At 54.1% G+C, this 13,369-nt stretch carries 10 protein-coding genes; 5 read left to right on the forward strand and 5 right to left on the reverse strand.

Translation table 11 applies throughout. From position 1 onward, the window contains the following. Positions 1–10: 10 nt before the first annotated feature. From J6J28_RS02440 to J6J28_RS02450, 3 genes are all read right to left on the reverse strand, one after another. The gene (locus J6J28_RS02440) at positions 11–1,192 is read right to left on the reverse strand and encodes an MFS transporter (RefSeq protein ID WP_301719732.1); all 1,182 of its coding nucleotides are present in this window, start codon (positions 1,190–1,192) and stop codon (positions 11–13) included. A gap of 137 nt (positions 1,193–1,329) precedes the next feature. Continuing rightward, positions 1,330–2,706: a serine hydrolase gene (locus J6J28_RS02445; protein ID WP_301719733.1), complete on the reverse strand. Its 1,377-nt coding sequence runs from the start codon at positions 2,704–2,706 to the stop codon at positions 1,330–1,332. Continuing rightward, positions 2,706–3,650: a LysR family transcriptional regulator gene (locus J6J28_RS02450; RefSeq protein ID WP_301719734.1), complete on the reverse strand. Its 945-nt coding sequence runs from the start codon at positions 3,648–3,650 to the stop codon at positions 2,706–2,708. Before J6J28_RS02450 ends, J6J28_RS02445 begins: the two co-directional genes overlap by 1 nt. A 125-nt stretch (positions 3,651–3,775) precedes the next feature. Here J6J28_RS02450 and J6J28_RS02455 point away from each other — a divergent pair, with 125 nt between their 5' ends. Together J6J28_RS02455 and gabT are read left to right on the forward strand one after the other, a co-directional pair. Further along, on the forward strand, positions 3,776–5,257 hold the full coding sequence (locus J6J28_RS02455) for an NAD-dependent succinate-semialdehyde dehydrogenase (RefSeq protein ID WP_301719735.1): 1,482 nt from the start codon (positions 3,776–3,778) through the stop codon (positions 5,255–5,257). After that, positions 5,254–6,537 carry a 4-aminobutyrate--2-oxoglutarate transaminase gene (gene gabT / locus J6J28_RS02460; RefSeq protein ID WP_301719736.1) on the forward strand — a complete coding sequence of 428 codons (1,284 nt, stop codon included), beginning with the start codon at positions 5,254–5,256 and terminating at the stop codon, positions 6,535–6,537. Before J6J28_RS02455 ends, gabT begins: the two co-directional genes overlap by 4 nt. Here gabT and csrA read toward each other — a convergent pair. Then, entirely contained in the window at positions 6,498–6,689 is a 192-nt protein-coding gene (gene csrA / locus J6J28_RS02465; protein WP_301719737.1) for a carbon storage regulator CsrA, read from the reverse strand. The genes gabT and csrA overlap by 40 nt on opposite strands. A 321-nt stretch (positions 6,690–7,010) precedes the next feature. Between csrA and J6J28_RS02470 the strand changes: the two genes are divergently transcribed. Both J6J28_RS02470 and J6J28_RS02475 read left to right on the forward strand, forming a co-directional pair. After that, positions 7,011–7,250 carry a hypothetical protein gene (locus J6J28_RS02470; protein ID WP_301719739.1) on the forward strand — a complete coding sequence of 80 codons (240 nt, stop codon included), beginning with the start codon at positions 7,011–7,013 and terminating at the stop codon, positions 7,248–7,250. 72 nt (positions 7,251–7,322) lie between these two features. Next, the gene (locus J6J28_RS02475; protein WP_301719740.1) at positions 7,323–10,055 is read left to right on the forward strand and encodes a putative bifunctional diguanylate cyclase/phosphodiesterase; all 2,733 of its coding nucleotides are present in this window, start codon (positions 7,323–7,325) and stop codon (positions 10,053–10,055) included. Between the two features lie 12 nt (positions 10,056–10,067). On the opposite strand, the gene J6J28_RS02480 is transcribed toward J6J28_RS02475, so the two are convergent. Continuing rightward, complete coding sequence (locus J6J28_RS02480) at positions 10,068–11,228, reverse strand: DcaP family trimeric outer membrane transporter (protein ID WP_301719741.1); 1,161 nt, start codon at positions 11,226–11,228, stop codon at positions 10,068–10,070. Between the two features lie 188 nt (positions 11,229–11,416). Between J6J28_RS02480 and acs the strand changes: the two genes are divergently transcribed. Then, the gene (gene acs / locus J6J28_RS02485) at positions 11,417–13,363 is read left to right on the forward strand and encodes an acetate--CoA ligase (protein ID WP_301719742.1); all 1,947 of its coding nucleotides are present in this window, start codon (positions 11,417–11,419) and stop codon (positions 13,361–13,363) included. The last annotated feature ends 6 nt before the right edge of the window (positions 13,364–13,369 follow it).

The following is a 13,369-nucleotide window of genomic DNA, read 5'->3' on the forward strand; positions in this document are numbered from 1 at the left end:
TTAGGTCGCTTTAGGCCTCTTTGTCTACAGCTGCTTGCAGCGCTTGCCGACCTTGTCGGTCAAGCAGGCGCGATGGGTAAATCGTCGCCAGGGCAGCGATCACTAACAGCACGACGGCGATATTGATGAGTTGCTCATAGTTGCTTTCGGTGACCACAAAGGCGGCAAACATGGGGCCTGACGCCAGCCCCATTTTTGAGGCAAAGCCACCCAGGGCAGCCATTTGCCCGGCTTTATCAAACTCACTACACACGCCAAGCAGATAGGCGATGGAGAAGGCCCAAGTGATGCCGACCGCGATATTGGCTAGCCAGAAAACCAGCGGGCTGAAGCTGTAATGCAAGGCAAAGGTGCCGGCGGCGGTGACGAAAATACCCAGCATGATGGGCAGGGTCCGGCCAAATCTGGTGGACAGGACGATGACCGCAAGCGACCCGAGAATGCCCATCCAGGCAGAAACGCCAAGCGCAGGCGATATGGTGGCGAGGGTAAGCCCGGCTTTTTCGCCCAGATCGATAATATAGGCGTAGAGCGCCATGTTGGCGGCCTGAAATAAAAATACCGCAAGTACTGATGCCGCCAGCGGGCGTTTTTGTACCGGCGCGACAATGGCTTCCGGGTCACGAATTTGAACCGGGTAATCGGGCAGGAAAAACAGCATGACCAACGCGGTGGCGCTGAAAGCGATGAGCGCCATGAAAAGAATCCAGCTGCCGAATACCGGAACCAGCGGCGGCAGCGCCATTACGCCCAGACCACCGAGACCGAACTGCACCAGCAGCAGCATGCCAAAGGTTTTATGAACGTGCTCGGTGCGGGCGATGACGGCGAAGCTGACGCCAACCAGCATCCCGCCGATAAAGCCGTGAAAAGCGCGCAATGCCATCATGGCAAACTCTGTGGTCAGCAGCATCGAGCAAAAGTCGACGGCGATCAGCGCGACTAGCAGGCCAATACAAACGGGCTTCCACTCGATACGGCGGATGATGAAGATTGCAAAAAAAGCACCGACCGCAGCACCATAGATATTCAGACTACCGACGAATCCGGCATCCTGATTCGAAAATCCCAGCCCCGAGATCAATCCCGACACCAGTGCCGGCATAATATTCACATAAAATAATCCCGCCGTAGCGAGAAACGCCAACATAATCCGGGCAAGATGCCCGTTCGCAGCAACTGACTTTGGCATGTGTGTTCCTTTTATTTTTATAAGAAAGGGCAGCCCTTACATTTTCAAGACAAAAAAATAGGGAGGGCAGCCCTTACATTGTTGCGGTCAAATTACTATGGAGGGCTGCCCTTTCTAAAGCGCCAGTTGGCTGGCTTCTATGGGGCCAGTTCGGTTTGCCAGCGCTGGAAGTCACGGATGACGTCGGCGAAGCGGTGGTCATGTTGGTCGCTCACCAGGTAATAAAGGTGCCGACTGTCCAGGAATACCACCATGATGCCGCCGTAGCCGCTTAAAAATGGATACCATTGCTTACTGACCGGATCCTGCCAGAACCAGATGCTGGCGCGGTAACGCAAGCTCTCGTTGCCGGGCACTGGTGTTGCCAGATCGGGGCGCGCCAGGATTTCGGCAAAACCGAGTTCCATCGGGTCATGCTGGACAAATCGTGCCAGAGCTACCAGATCGCGGGGCAGCAGGCTGAGTCCGTAGCCACCCCAAATCTGAGCGCGCGCATCTTTAGTGCTATCAATGCTGTAGGCAAGTGGGCTGAGTTGCAGCGGGTCCCAAAGATTGTCGTAAAGTAATTGATCAAGACGCCAGTCGCCATGCAAACCCTCAAGCTCGCCAAAACGATTCTGCTGCAGTCCCGTTTGCAGTGCTGTGGCCAGTAAATAGGTGGCCGAGCTCTGATAAACAAAAGGCGCCGGACTTGCACTTTGCTGGGCCGGATAACTGCAGGCGTGGCGAATCTTCTCTGCATGAGAGGTGACTAAAAAGAAGTCGTTGATCATGGCCTCGGCGCTTTCATCAGCGCTAGCTGTTGTCTGGTGATAGTGTCCGGTGCGCATGTTCAGCGCATCGCGCAAGGTGGTGCGTTGCCAACTGGCTTGTTCGCACTCTGGTATGAGCGAAGCGATACTCAACGCAAGGATCTCAGTAACACTATGGCGCTCAATCAATAGCGCCGCGGCGGCGGCAATAAAGGTCTTGCTCAGGGAGTAAGCAGGCACCGCGATGTGCGGCTGACTGCTGTAATGGGCAATTAACTTACCGTCAGCATCGGTTTGCGCCCAGCCGTAAACTGTCGGCTGCTGCTGTTGGGGCTGCGGCTGCCAGGGGGCGTCACGCAGCGGCTTGACTGCCGGCGTGACGGGCAGGTCGTCCTGCAATGGCGTCGCCTGCACCTGCACTTCGCCCTGCCAATCAAAGGATTCGTACGCACAGGTTTGTTCAGTCAATGCATAGGTCGCGGACAATTGTATCGTCGCCGAAGCGTCTAGCAGCTGCTGCTGTTGCTCCGTTGAGAGATGGATGCGTCCATTGTGCAAGCAGTTTGCGTTGAATTCGCGCAAAACAAACGACAGCTCGGCGCCGGGTTGCAGTGCGAATCCAAAAGGTTTGTCACCTTGGAAACCCTTTTCAAGCGGGTAAAATTGGCCCGCTTCAGTACGTGCAACCCGGGTCTCGACGGTCGGAATTTCAGCGCGGTCAAAGTTGAGTTGTAAGGCAAAAACACTTGCCAGCAGCAACATCACATACCTCCCTTTTTACCGGACTCGTTGGCGGATGCTGCAAGCAATGCAGTCAGAGCCAGTTCGACTTTTTCTGGTTCCCGAGGCTGGTTGCGGCGGACATAGAATTGCTCAAAGGCATACTGATAGGTGTCCGGTCTGATGTAACGCAATTCTCCGGAGGCCAGGTACGGCGCTGCGATGGCGTCCGGTAAAAAGCCCAGATAAGCACCCGATAAGATAAGGCTCAGACGGCTGTCGAACTGGTAGGCGCGGGCGGTGGTGTTCAGGCGCTGCAGCAATTTGCGGCCTTCGGGGTTGATGTTGATGCCGGGGTGAATGGCATCAAAGCCTGCTAGTAATGGGTCATCAAGCTCTGTATCGGGTCTCGCAAACAATGGATGTTCGGCGCCACAGCAGAGGTAAATAGGGGTGCTGAACGCCGGCGTGTAAGACAGGCCATCGATGCGTCGGTAGCCCGGCATCAGTGCTACATGCGCCTGATTTTTTAACAAGGCTAGCTCAATTTGCTGCAGTGGTAACAGGTCAAAATGAATATGCAGCTGTGGTGCCTCGGCGGTGATCTTGCCGATAGCCTTTGCGATGTTGCGCTGGCGCGGCGCGTCGAGCTGGTCAGCTGCCAACAGGATCAATTCACCGCTGAGGTCCTGGTTGATCTGAGCGAGCTGGTGCTGAAATTCATCGTGGGCGTCGGTAAGTGTGAGGATCGCGTTAAACACCGCCTGGCCCTCGCGTGTCAGCGAAAAGCCCTGCCGGCCACGCTGACACAGACGCAAGCCCAGCCGCGTTTCCAGACTATTCATATGAATGCTGATGGTTGAACGGCCAATACCCAGCTCGGTTTCGGCGGCACTGAAGCCGCCACACTCGACCACGGTGCGAAAGACCTTGAGCAACTTGAGGTCGTAATCGGTGAGATCGCGGCGCATCCAACTACTCGACATTTTGAGCCTCTACTTTGTTTGATCCTTTTCAAACTATAAATTGATAGGTTGAAATTTAAAAGGGTAATTTTCCGTGCTGCAATAGCTTCACATGTTTCGAGCCAATCACAACTGAGGGATCAACGATGACATCTAACCCGCCAACACCTGCAGCCGCCCGCGTCGCGCAGGTCATTGCCGATAACTTGTTACCAGCGACCGTGCGCACTGAGCAGCCGCCAGCCGGAGCGCAGGCCACCAGCTATTTTGCGGTGGTAAATCCCGCGGACCAGTCCAGCTTCGCCTGGTTACGTGAGCAGTCAGCGGAGCACGCCAAAATTGCTGTAACGCAGGCGCTGGATGGCCAGCAGAAGTGGGCTGCACGGTCGGCGCGGGAGCGGGCGGGAATTTTGCGGCGGTGGGCGGATCTACTGATGCAGAACAAGCAGGTGTTGGCGGAGCTTTTGCATTTGGAGCAGGGCAAGCCAATGGCCGAGGCAGAGGGCGAGATTGGCTATGGTGCGTCGTATATTGAATGGTTCGCAGAAGAGGCGGTGCGTGTGTATGGCTCCACGATTCCGGGGCCTAATCCGGCGAAGGACATCGTGGTGGTGAAAGAGCCGGTGGGAGTTGTGGCTGCGATTACGCCCTGGAATTTTCCTAATGCGATGCTGGCGAGAAAGGCTGCTGCGGCGCTGGCTGCTGGCTGTGCAATCGTCGCAAAGCCGGCTGCGGAAACGCCGTTATCGGCTCTGGCATTGCAGCAACTGGCGATTCGCGCGGGAGTTCCTGCCGCCGCCTTTGCGTTAATCGTTGGTACCGACGCGAAGGGGATTGGTGAGGTACTGACGCAACACCCCGCTGTCGCAAAGTTTACTTTCACCGGCTCAACCAAAGTTGGCCGGATGCTCGCTGCGCAGTGCAGTGGCACGGTGAAGCGGTTATCACTGGAGCTGGGCGGCAACGCGCCTTTTCTAGTGTTTGAGGATGCTGATATTGAGGCCGCCATTGCAGGCGTGCTGCTGGCGAAATTCCGCAACGCTGGGCAAACCTGCGTCTGCGCTAATCGTATTCTGGTACACGACAGCATCTACGACGAGTTTGCTGAGCGCCTTGCGGAGCAGGTCGAGCAACTCGAACTTGGACCGCTCATTCACCCCCAGGCCGCTGCCAAAGTCGCCACCCTCGTCGACAACGCAGTCGCCGCCGGCGCCACCATTGTAAGAAAGGGCAGCCCTCCCTCTGAACAAAAGGGGAGGGCTGCCCTTTCTTCGTGGTTTGGGGGGGTGGTGTTGACGGGGGTGACGGCGCAGATGGCGATTGCGCGGGAGGAGATTTTTGGGCCGGTGGCGCCGGTGTTGCGCTTTAGTGATGAGCGACAGGCGATTGCGCTGGCAAATGATACGGAGTTTGGCCTGGCCAGCTATGTCTACAGTCGTGATCACGGGCGGCTGTGGCGGGTGGCGAAAGCGCTTAAGTTTGGCATGGTCGGCATGAATGATGCGGCGATCTCCAATGCTGCCGCGCCTTTCGGTGGAGTTAAGCAAAGTGGCTATGGCCGGGAAGGCTCGCAGTATGGGCTGGATGATTATCTTTCAATTAAGTATTTAAGTGTAGGTGGACAATGACGAATCAGGAATTACAACAACGCAAACTCGCTGCTTTTGCCCGTGGTCAGGGCAATGTGTATCCCGTGTATGTGACGAAGGCGAAAAACGCTGAAGTCTGGGATGTGGAAGGCAACAGATATATCGATCTTGGCACCGGTATCGCGGTCTGCAATACCGGTCATTCGCATCCTCAAGTGGTTAAGGCGGCGCAGCAGCAGTTGGAACAGTTCTCGCATAGCTGTGTGATGATCAATCCCTATGAAGTAGCCGTTGAACTGGCGGAGAAGCTGACGCGCTTAGCGCCCGGGCCTTCGGTGAAGAAAGCTATGTTTGTCACCACAGGTGCGGAAGCCGTCGAGAACTGTGTAAAAATCGCCCGCGCTGCAACGGGCCGGCGTGGTGTCATTGCCTTTACCGGCGGTTTTCACGGGCGCACCAATATGACCATGGGTCTGACCGGTAAAGTCGCACCTTACAAGCATCTGTTTGGACCTTTCCCTGCTGACATCTACCACGCACCGTTTCCGGTAGCGGCTCATGGCGTCAGTGAGGAAGATGCATTAAAAGGGCTGCAGCATATTTTTAAGGCTGCCATCGCGCCGAGTGATGTGGCGGCGATCATCATTGAGCCGGTGCAGGGCGAGGGCGGCTTTTATCCGGCTCCTGCGAGCTTTATGCAGGCCCTCCGGAAACTTTGTGACGACACAGGTATTGTACTGATCGCCGACGAAATCCAAACAGGTTTTGCTCGCACCGGTAAGTTGTTCTGCTGTGAACACAGTGATGTAGAGCCGGACTTGATCACCATGGCCAAGGGCATTGCTGGCGGCTTGCCGCTGGCAGCGGTGGTTGGCAAAGCTGAACTCATGGATGCGCCTTTGCCTGGCGGATTGGGCGGGACTTATGGCGGTTCACCCGTCGCTTGCGCGGCGGCGTTGGCGGTGCTTGAGGTGATTGCGCAAGAAGACCTTTGTCAGCGCGCAACTCATATCGGCGCCCTATTTAACCAGCGCTTGGGCGCGTTACAAAAAGAGTATCCGGAAAGTATCTTAGAAGTGCGGCAGACGGGGGCAATGGTAGCTATTGAACTGGTTCACGAAGGCGATCCGGAGCAGCCGGATACCGGACTCACTCAGCGCATCATAAAACTGGCGCCCGAGCACGGTCTTATTCTTCTGGCCTGCGGCTACTACGGCAATGTCATCCGTTTTTTGCCAGCCTTGACCATTGAAGAATCCGTGCTTAATGAAGCGCTGGATCAGTTCGAAGTGTTGTTCTGTGCAGCCAGCTCCTGCTGAATCCGGTAATACACTTCTTCGCGATGCACTGCGACGTCACGTGGTGCATCGATTTGTATTCTGACCTGTGAACCGCGGACTTCGGCGATGGTGATTGTGACATTGTCGCCGATTTTTAATGATTCCCCTGCCTTCCGACTCAAGATAAGCATGATATTGATATCCCTTGTTTATTCTTATTATTCCGAATGTTTCGAATGTTTTAGTATTGTGAAGTATAAATGATTTTCATGTGAGGTTTCGAGCCTTTTTTTTGTATTTATACAGGTTCTTATCTGAACAGTAATCGCAGCCCCTATCTGCCGAAGCTCATATAGGCGGCAAAGCAGAAAGATGGTAAAAAAGCGTAACTTCAGTCTTATTTTGTTAGCATTGTTTTTACAAAATGTTCTAGTAAACTACGACTTTACATTGTAAGCTTTCGCCCTGTTTTTTCGCTGCGATAGCGTACAACAAATGAAAGGATGCGATCAGTGAGTAAGACTCGTAAACTAAGGAAAGTGGCTCTGTACCGAGGTAGCGAAGCTATCATGAACTACTCTCAGCATGCGACGGAATCCACCGCGAAAATATTGCATACCGTACGTAACGAATTCCATAGAAACCCTGGACTCACCCACGCTGTGGTGACCGACCGCAATGGGCGTGAGTGGCATCTTGAGCGAAATCTTAGTCGCTTGAAGCTGATTTGGTTGACGTTTCGGGTCAATTAAAAGCCCTACCCAAGTTTAAAAAAGTGTGTTTATATGATGTGACGTGCGCGTAAACGTATAGACAGCTGGCCGATGAAAATAATAAATACGGATTTGCAGGCTAGAGCAGTTTTACAGTTAGTAACGGCAACAGCACTATTTTTTGCTGGGTTACTAATTTTCGGGTATCGCCTGCTCGAACCGACACAACAATTACTTTATCACTCCATCAGCTCATCCTTCCAAGTGATGATGATTGCCTTTGGTGGCAGTGTGCTATTGCGCTGTTACCGGCGTGAGCGGAAAAGCTATAGATGGCTGTCGTCCGCGCTTGCCTGTGTTGCAATTTTAGCTGTGGTCGATGGCTTGATCGGTAGTCTCTTCGATCGTTTTGATGCGCAAATTCCTACCCTCGTTTATCTTGCCTTTTTACCTATGGCGATCAGTTTGGTGCCGGTGTTTTCAGGTACCGAACAGCGCAAGCAGTGGCAGCAAGAGTTTATTAAGTTAAATGCGGCGTATGCGTTAGGTTTAGCTGCTTTCTCGGTAGCCTTTCTCATGCTGCACCTGTTTTTAAAGTCTCCCTTATTGGCGAAGCACCCGACCGGTAGCTTAGTGATATGTGTGACTGGCATCCTTGCCGGGGTGGCGGTGTATAGCACCCATTATCGCGGGCGGCGGCCGTTACCGCGGCTATCCAGTTCATCCTCAAACTTTGCTTCGTTAGCGATTTTCCTGGTTCTGGTGTTCGGCGTGGGCATGTTTCACACGGAAATGTCAGATTTGAAAGCCGAGGGTGACCGTTCTATCAAGCAACTGCGGGATAGCCGCGCAGCGATAGGCGAGACCACGGTCAAGTTGTTTGAGCGACTGGCTGAACGCTGGCAGCTCTATCCCTATAATGTCCACTCGCGTCTGATGGAAGTGGATCTGAATGCTTATTTGCAGCACATCGATTTCCTTGAAGCTTTATTACTGGTCTCGCCTGACGAACAAGTCGTGTTTGAGCGATTGAAACCGTCGCGGTCCAGTTATCTTGAGGAAGTGATGTCGGATCCTGTGGTACTTAACGCACTGGCGGAGGAAGACCAGACGACTGATATTTTGCTGCCGCTGTTTGCCACCGAAGATTTAAGCGCAAAAATCATCGTTCGTGTGCCCGTTGATTTTGTTGAGGAAGAAGGCGTCGAAGACTCAGGGGTTTATCGCCTTTTGGCGGTGCTGGATGCGCGCGCGATGCTGGACTCGGCCATGATGAATACCCTGGATACGGATATCGAAACCTACGATGAAGTGCTGCCGGGTATGTGGATGGATCGTTCCGGTTTCTGGGTGAGCCCGGTCACCCGCAACTATCTGGAAGATACCGCGATTTTGCTGGATACCAGCAACGTCAATTTATACCACACCCAGGATGTTCCGGTGATGGCCTATTTGTACCAACTGGATAACCTGCAGGAAACGTCGAATCTGCAGATGCTGATCGTGGTTGGCGGCATAGGTCTGGTGTTGTTAGTGGTCTTGGCGGTGGAGCGCAACGTCACCCTTGAGGTGCAGGGTAAGCAGTTGTTTTACCAGGCCCGCCATGATGGGTTAACGGGATTAATGAACCGCAGCAGCATCGAAGAGTATATCGGCAAGCATTTTCATGAAAGCCAGGATGTGACGGTATTATTTATCGATCTGGACGGCTTTACTTTGATCAATGACAGTCTGGGCTTACACATTGGCGATGCTATCCTGATGCAATTGGCCGAGCGCCTGCAGGAGCAGCAACCGCGGCGTAGCGAATTAGCGCGCTTTGCCAGTGACGAGTTTATTATGGTGCTGCATGGTGCGGTGAATTTCCCGGACCGGGTGAGTAGCCTGGCGCAGGAAATCATGACGACAGTGGCGCAACCCTACCGGATCGAAGAACATAAAATTTACCTGACCGCCAGTGTTGGTGTGGCGCATCAGACCGGCGACGTGCGCACGCCATTGGAACTCATACAGCGTGCGGATATGGCCATGCACCAGGCCAAGCGTTATGGCTACAACCATGTTCAGGAATACGACAAGAGCATGGCGCAGCGCTTGTTATCGACGACGTCTATGCGCAGTAACTTACAGGAAGCCATCGAAAACAATGAGCTGCAACTGCATTACCAACCGATTGTGCGCTGTAACGATCAGCGCGCGGTGCAGGTGGAGGCGCTGTTGCGCTGGCAGCAGGAAGACGGCAGCTATATTCCGCCCAGTGAGTTTATTCCGCTCGCGGAAATGACTGGCCAGATTGTGCCGCTAAGTGAATGGGTTTTCCGTCGCGCCTGCGAAGATGCGGTGCGGCTGCAGCAGCGGGAGCGCTCGTTACGGATGTCGGTTAACGTCTCTGCTTTACATTTTAATCGCGCCAATTTTGTCGATTTTGTGCTGCACACACTCGCTGAAACCGGCTGCCGGGCGAACTGGCTGGAACTGGAACTGACCGAGTCGATTCTACTGGAAGGCACGCAATACGCGATCCAGCGCCTGGATGAGCTGCGTAAGCATGGGTTAACCATTGCGCTGGATGATTTTGGCACCGGCTTCTCAAGTCTGAGCTACCTGAAACGACTCCCTATTGATACGGTCAAAATCGACCGTAGCTTTATTGCCGGTATCCGCCATCACAAGAGTGATCGGGTGCTTATCGATAGTGTTATAAAAATTGCCCAGAGCCTGGACTTTGCAGTCCTGGCTGAGGGCATTGAAACTCCGCAACAAGCCGAATTTGTCACGGATCTGGGCTGTAACTACATGCAAGGCTACTACTTCGGCCGCCCCATCCCGCTGGAAAACCTTTAGCGGCTAACTGACTCAGAAACTGTACATGGCCATGAACTGCAAGCGCGACATATCGCCGTCAGTTCCGGCCTCAGTTTCCCGGGTCGCGCGTGACAACTCTGCACCGAAGGTGGCATTTTTCACGGGCGAATACATCAGGTTCGCGCCAATGCGCTGGGTGTACTCGGTCACGGCATTGCCGGTCAAATTCACAGCATGGTCGGCCCAACCCCGACTGAACACCAGATTTGTTCGTGTGGTGTCGTTCCAGACATGGCGATAGGCAAGCGTGACACCACTGGAATCAATGCTTTCTAGGTCACCACTGGCGTCGATAACGGCACCATTGAACAGGTTGAGTCCAAGGTAACGGCCCAGGCCTGAACCGGTCTGCACAGAAGCGCGAAGATCATGTTGGCCAAGCTGCCATTTGGCGCCTACCGAAACACCATAGCCTGACACCGTTTCATCATTGCCGTCGCCACCAACATCATGGGTAAGCTGACGGACCAGACCGGCGATACTGTAGCTGAAATCGCCGGAGGTACCGACATACTTGGCAGTGAAATCAGGTAGCACCCCATCGCTTGAGGTTATACGACCCCCACCGCCGTAGGGTGTTACTGTGGTTTCCGGATTTTCCAGCGAGACACTGAAGCCGCCCTGGGTGTAGCGAACCTGTGGCTGGCGCATGAAAATAATGCCGTCTGTGGCACCGATAAAGTCGACGGACTCAGGCAGGATTGCTAAATTTTGAAAGTTCGACCAAGCTTGACCGACCAACCAGTTGCTGTAGGTGAAATAGGCCTGGCGCAAGCGCGGAGCATAGGAGTTGGTGATGCGTTCATCGCCAACGGGTACGGTCATAAAGTCGAGCTCAATGCGCGCCTTAATGGTTTCACCGTTGTCCAGATCCTGACTGACATTGAAGAAGAAGCGCGACTGGCGGGCATGCACATCGGTGACCATGTCATCGCCATTGCCGCCTACAGGCGTGGTACTGGGAATATAGAACTGACGACCGATGAAACCGGTCGTTGGCGCCTGTCCGTCCTGATAATCGGAGACGAAGGCATCAAGTTTGATGTAGCCGCCGAAGTCCCATTCGGGTTCAGCTGCGTGGGCTGGTACCATGGCGAGAACGCCCACGACGGCACTGGCAATCAGCGATTTCGTTAGTGTTTTCTGCAGCATTGCTGTGCTCCTGTAGATTCGATGTTATCTGCGTGGAAAAGCATCGAACGGTTGCAGCAATTAATCAATCTAGACTATGGTCTAATGGTCGCTCGCGCCTGAATAACTGAAGGTATACACACTACAAAGTACAAACTACACCAGCGTACGAACAACGACTGTCAAGCGTACGATGATTAGGAGGTTTTATGCAGGATAGTATTTATAAGGTGCCGGCTGAGGCGAAGAACCGCGCCCATATTGACAATGAACGCTACCAGGAAATGTATCAGCAGAGTATTGATGACCCTGAGAGCTTTTGGCGTGAGCACGGCCAGCGACTGAGCTGGTTCAGCCCCTATCGCAAGGTGAAGAACACCAGTTTTGCGCCGGGCGACATCAGTATTAAATGGTTCGAAGACGGTACTTTGAATGCTTGCTACAACTGCGTCGACCGCCATCTGACTGAACGCGGCGACAAGACGGCCATTATCTGGGAAGGGGATGACCCTTCAGTGAGCGAGGAAATCAGCTACAAGCAGCTGCATGATGAAGTTTCACGCTTTGCCAACGGCCTTAAAAAACTTGGTGTCGAGAAAGGCGATCGGGTCGCTATTTATATGCCGATGGTGCCGGAAGCGGCGTACGCAATGTTGGCCTGTGCCCGCATCGGTGCTGTGCATACGGTTATTTTCGGTGGGTTCTCGCCCAATGCCATCGCTGATCGCGTCAATGACTGCGGTGTCAAAGTGGTGATCACGGCCGATGAAGGCCGCCGTGGCGGCAAAACGACGCCGTTGAAAGCCAATGTCGACGAAGCCCTCAAAGACGACCGCTGCCCAACGGTTGAGCACGTGGTAGTGGCCAGGGTCACCCACGGCGAGGTCGGTTTTGATGACAGCCGTGACTGCTGGTGGGAGCAACTGATCAAGGACGTGCCAACGGAGTGCCAGCCGGAAGTCATGAATGCTGAAGATCCGCTGTTTATCCTTTATACCTCGGGCTCGACGGGCAAGCCAAAGGGTGTGCTGCACACTACCGGTGGCTACATGGTGTGGGCCTCGATGACCCACGAATATGTGTTTGATTACCATGAAGACGATGTCTACTGGTGTGCCGCCGATGTCGGCTGGATCACCGGCCATACTTACATCGTTTATGGCCCTTTGGCCAATGGCGCCACCACTTTGGTCTTTGAAGGTTTACCGACTTATCCGGGCATTGGCCGCATCGGCGAAGTCATTGATAAGCACGCTGTTAATATTCTCTATACGGCCCCGACGGCGATCCGAGCGCTGATGGCGAAAGGCACGGCGGCGGCGGAGACCAGTGAACGCACCTCACTGCGCACGCTGGGCTCGGTGGGCGAGCCGATTAACCCGGAAGCCTGGGAGTGGTATCACAAGGTTATGGGCGACAGTCGCTGTCCGATCGTGGATACCTGGTGGCAGACGGAAACCGGCGGCATTATGATCACGCCACTGCCGGGCGCAACAGACCTGAAGCCAGGCTCGGCGACACGGCCGTTCTTTGGCGTGCAGCCGGCCTTGGTGGATGCAGATGGTAAAGAAATGGAAGGGGCAGTGGATGGCAATCTGGTCATTAAGGATTCCTGGCCGGGACAGTCACGCACCCTCTGGGGCGATCACGAGCGCTTTGAACAAACCTATTTCTCGGCCTATAAGAACCTTTATTTTTCCGGCGATGGTGCGCGTCGTGACGAGGATGGTTACTACTGGATCACCGGTCGCGTTGACGATGTGTTGAACGTTTCCGGTCACCGCCTCGGCACCGCCGAAATTGAAAGTGTATTGGTCGAGCATCCGGCGGTTTCAGAAGCTGCCGTGGTGGGGTATCCCCACGACCTTAAGGGGCAGGGCATCTATGTCTATCTGATCGCCATGTCGGGCACGGAAATCAGCGAAGATTTAACCAAAGAAGTGCGCGAGTGGGTACGGAAAGAGCTCAGCCCGATTGCTACGCCTGACTTCATTCACTGGGCGCCGGATCTGCCGAAGACCCGCTCAGGAAAGATCATGCGGCGCATTTTGCGTAAGATCGCTGCCAATGAGTTTAACAACCTCGGCGATACGTCTACGCTTGCCGATCCAACTGTGGTAGATTCGCTGATAGACAATCGCTTGAACCGCGACTAACAGACA

Origin of the sequence: Pseudidiomarina terrestris (assembly GCF_030466375.1) — a bacterium.
Taxonomy (GTDB): Bacteria; Pseudomonadota; Gammaproteobacteria; order Enterobacterales; family Alteromonadaceae; genus Pseudidiomarina; species Pseudidiomarina terrestris.

Bases quoted from the DNA above. Each gene is read 5' to 3' on its own strand.
- J6J28_RS02440 (WP_301719732.1), bottom strand. From the start codon at position 1,192: ATGCCAAAGTCAGTTGCTGCGAACGGGCATCTTGCCCGGATTATGTTG.
- J6J28_RS02445 (WP_301719733.1), bottom strand. From the start codon at position 2,706: ATGTTGCTGCTGGCAAGTGTTTTTGCCTTACAACTCAACTTTGACCGC.
- J6J28_RS02450 (WP_301719734.1), bottom strand. From the start codon at position 3,650: ATGTCGAGTAGTTGGATGCGCCGCGATCTCACCGATTACGACCTCAAG.
- J6J28_RS02455 (WP_301719735.1), top strand. From the start codon at position 3,776: ATGACATCTAACCCGCCAACACCTGCAGCCGCCCGCGTCGCGCAGGTC.
- gabT (WP_301719736.1), top strand. From the start codon at position 5,254: ATGACGAATCAGGAATTACAACAACGCAAACTCGCTGCTTTTGCCCGT.
- csrA (WP_301719737.1), bottom strand. From the start codon at position 6,689: ATGCTTATCTTGAGTCGGAAGGCAGGGGAATCATTAAAAATCGGCGAC.
- J6J28_RS02475 (WP_301719740.1), top strand. From the start codon at position 7,323: ATGAAAATAATAAATACGGATTTGCAGGCTAGAGCAGTTTTACAGTTA.
- J6J28_RS02480 (WP_301719741.1), bottom strand. From the start codon at position 11,228: ATGCTGCAGAAAACACTAACGAAATCGCTGATTGCCAGTGCCGTCGTG.
- acs (WP_301719742.1), top strand. From the start codon at position 11,417: ATGCAGGATAGTATTTATAAGGTGCCGGCTGAGGCGAAGAACCGCGCC.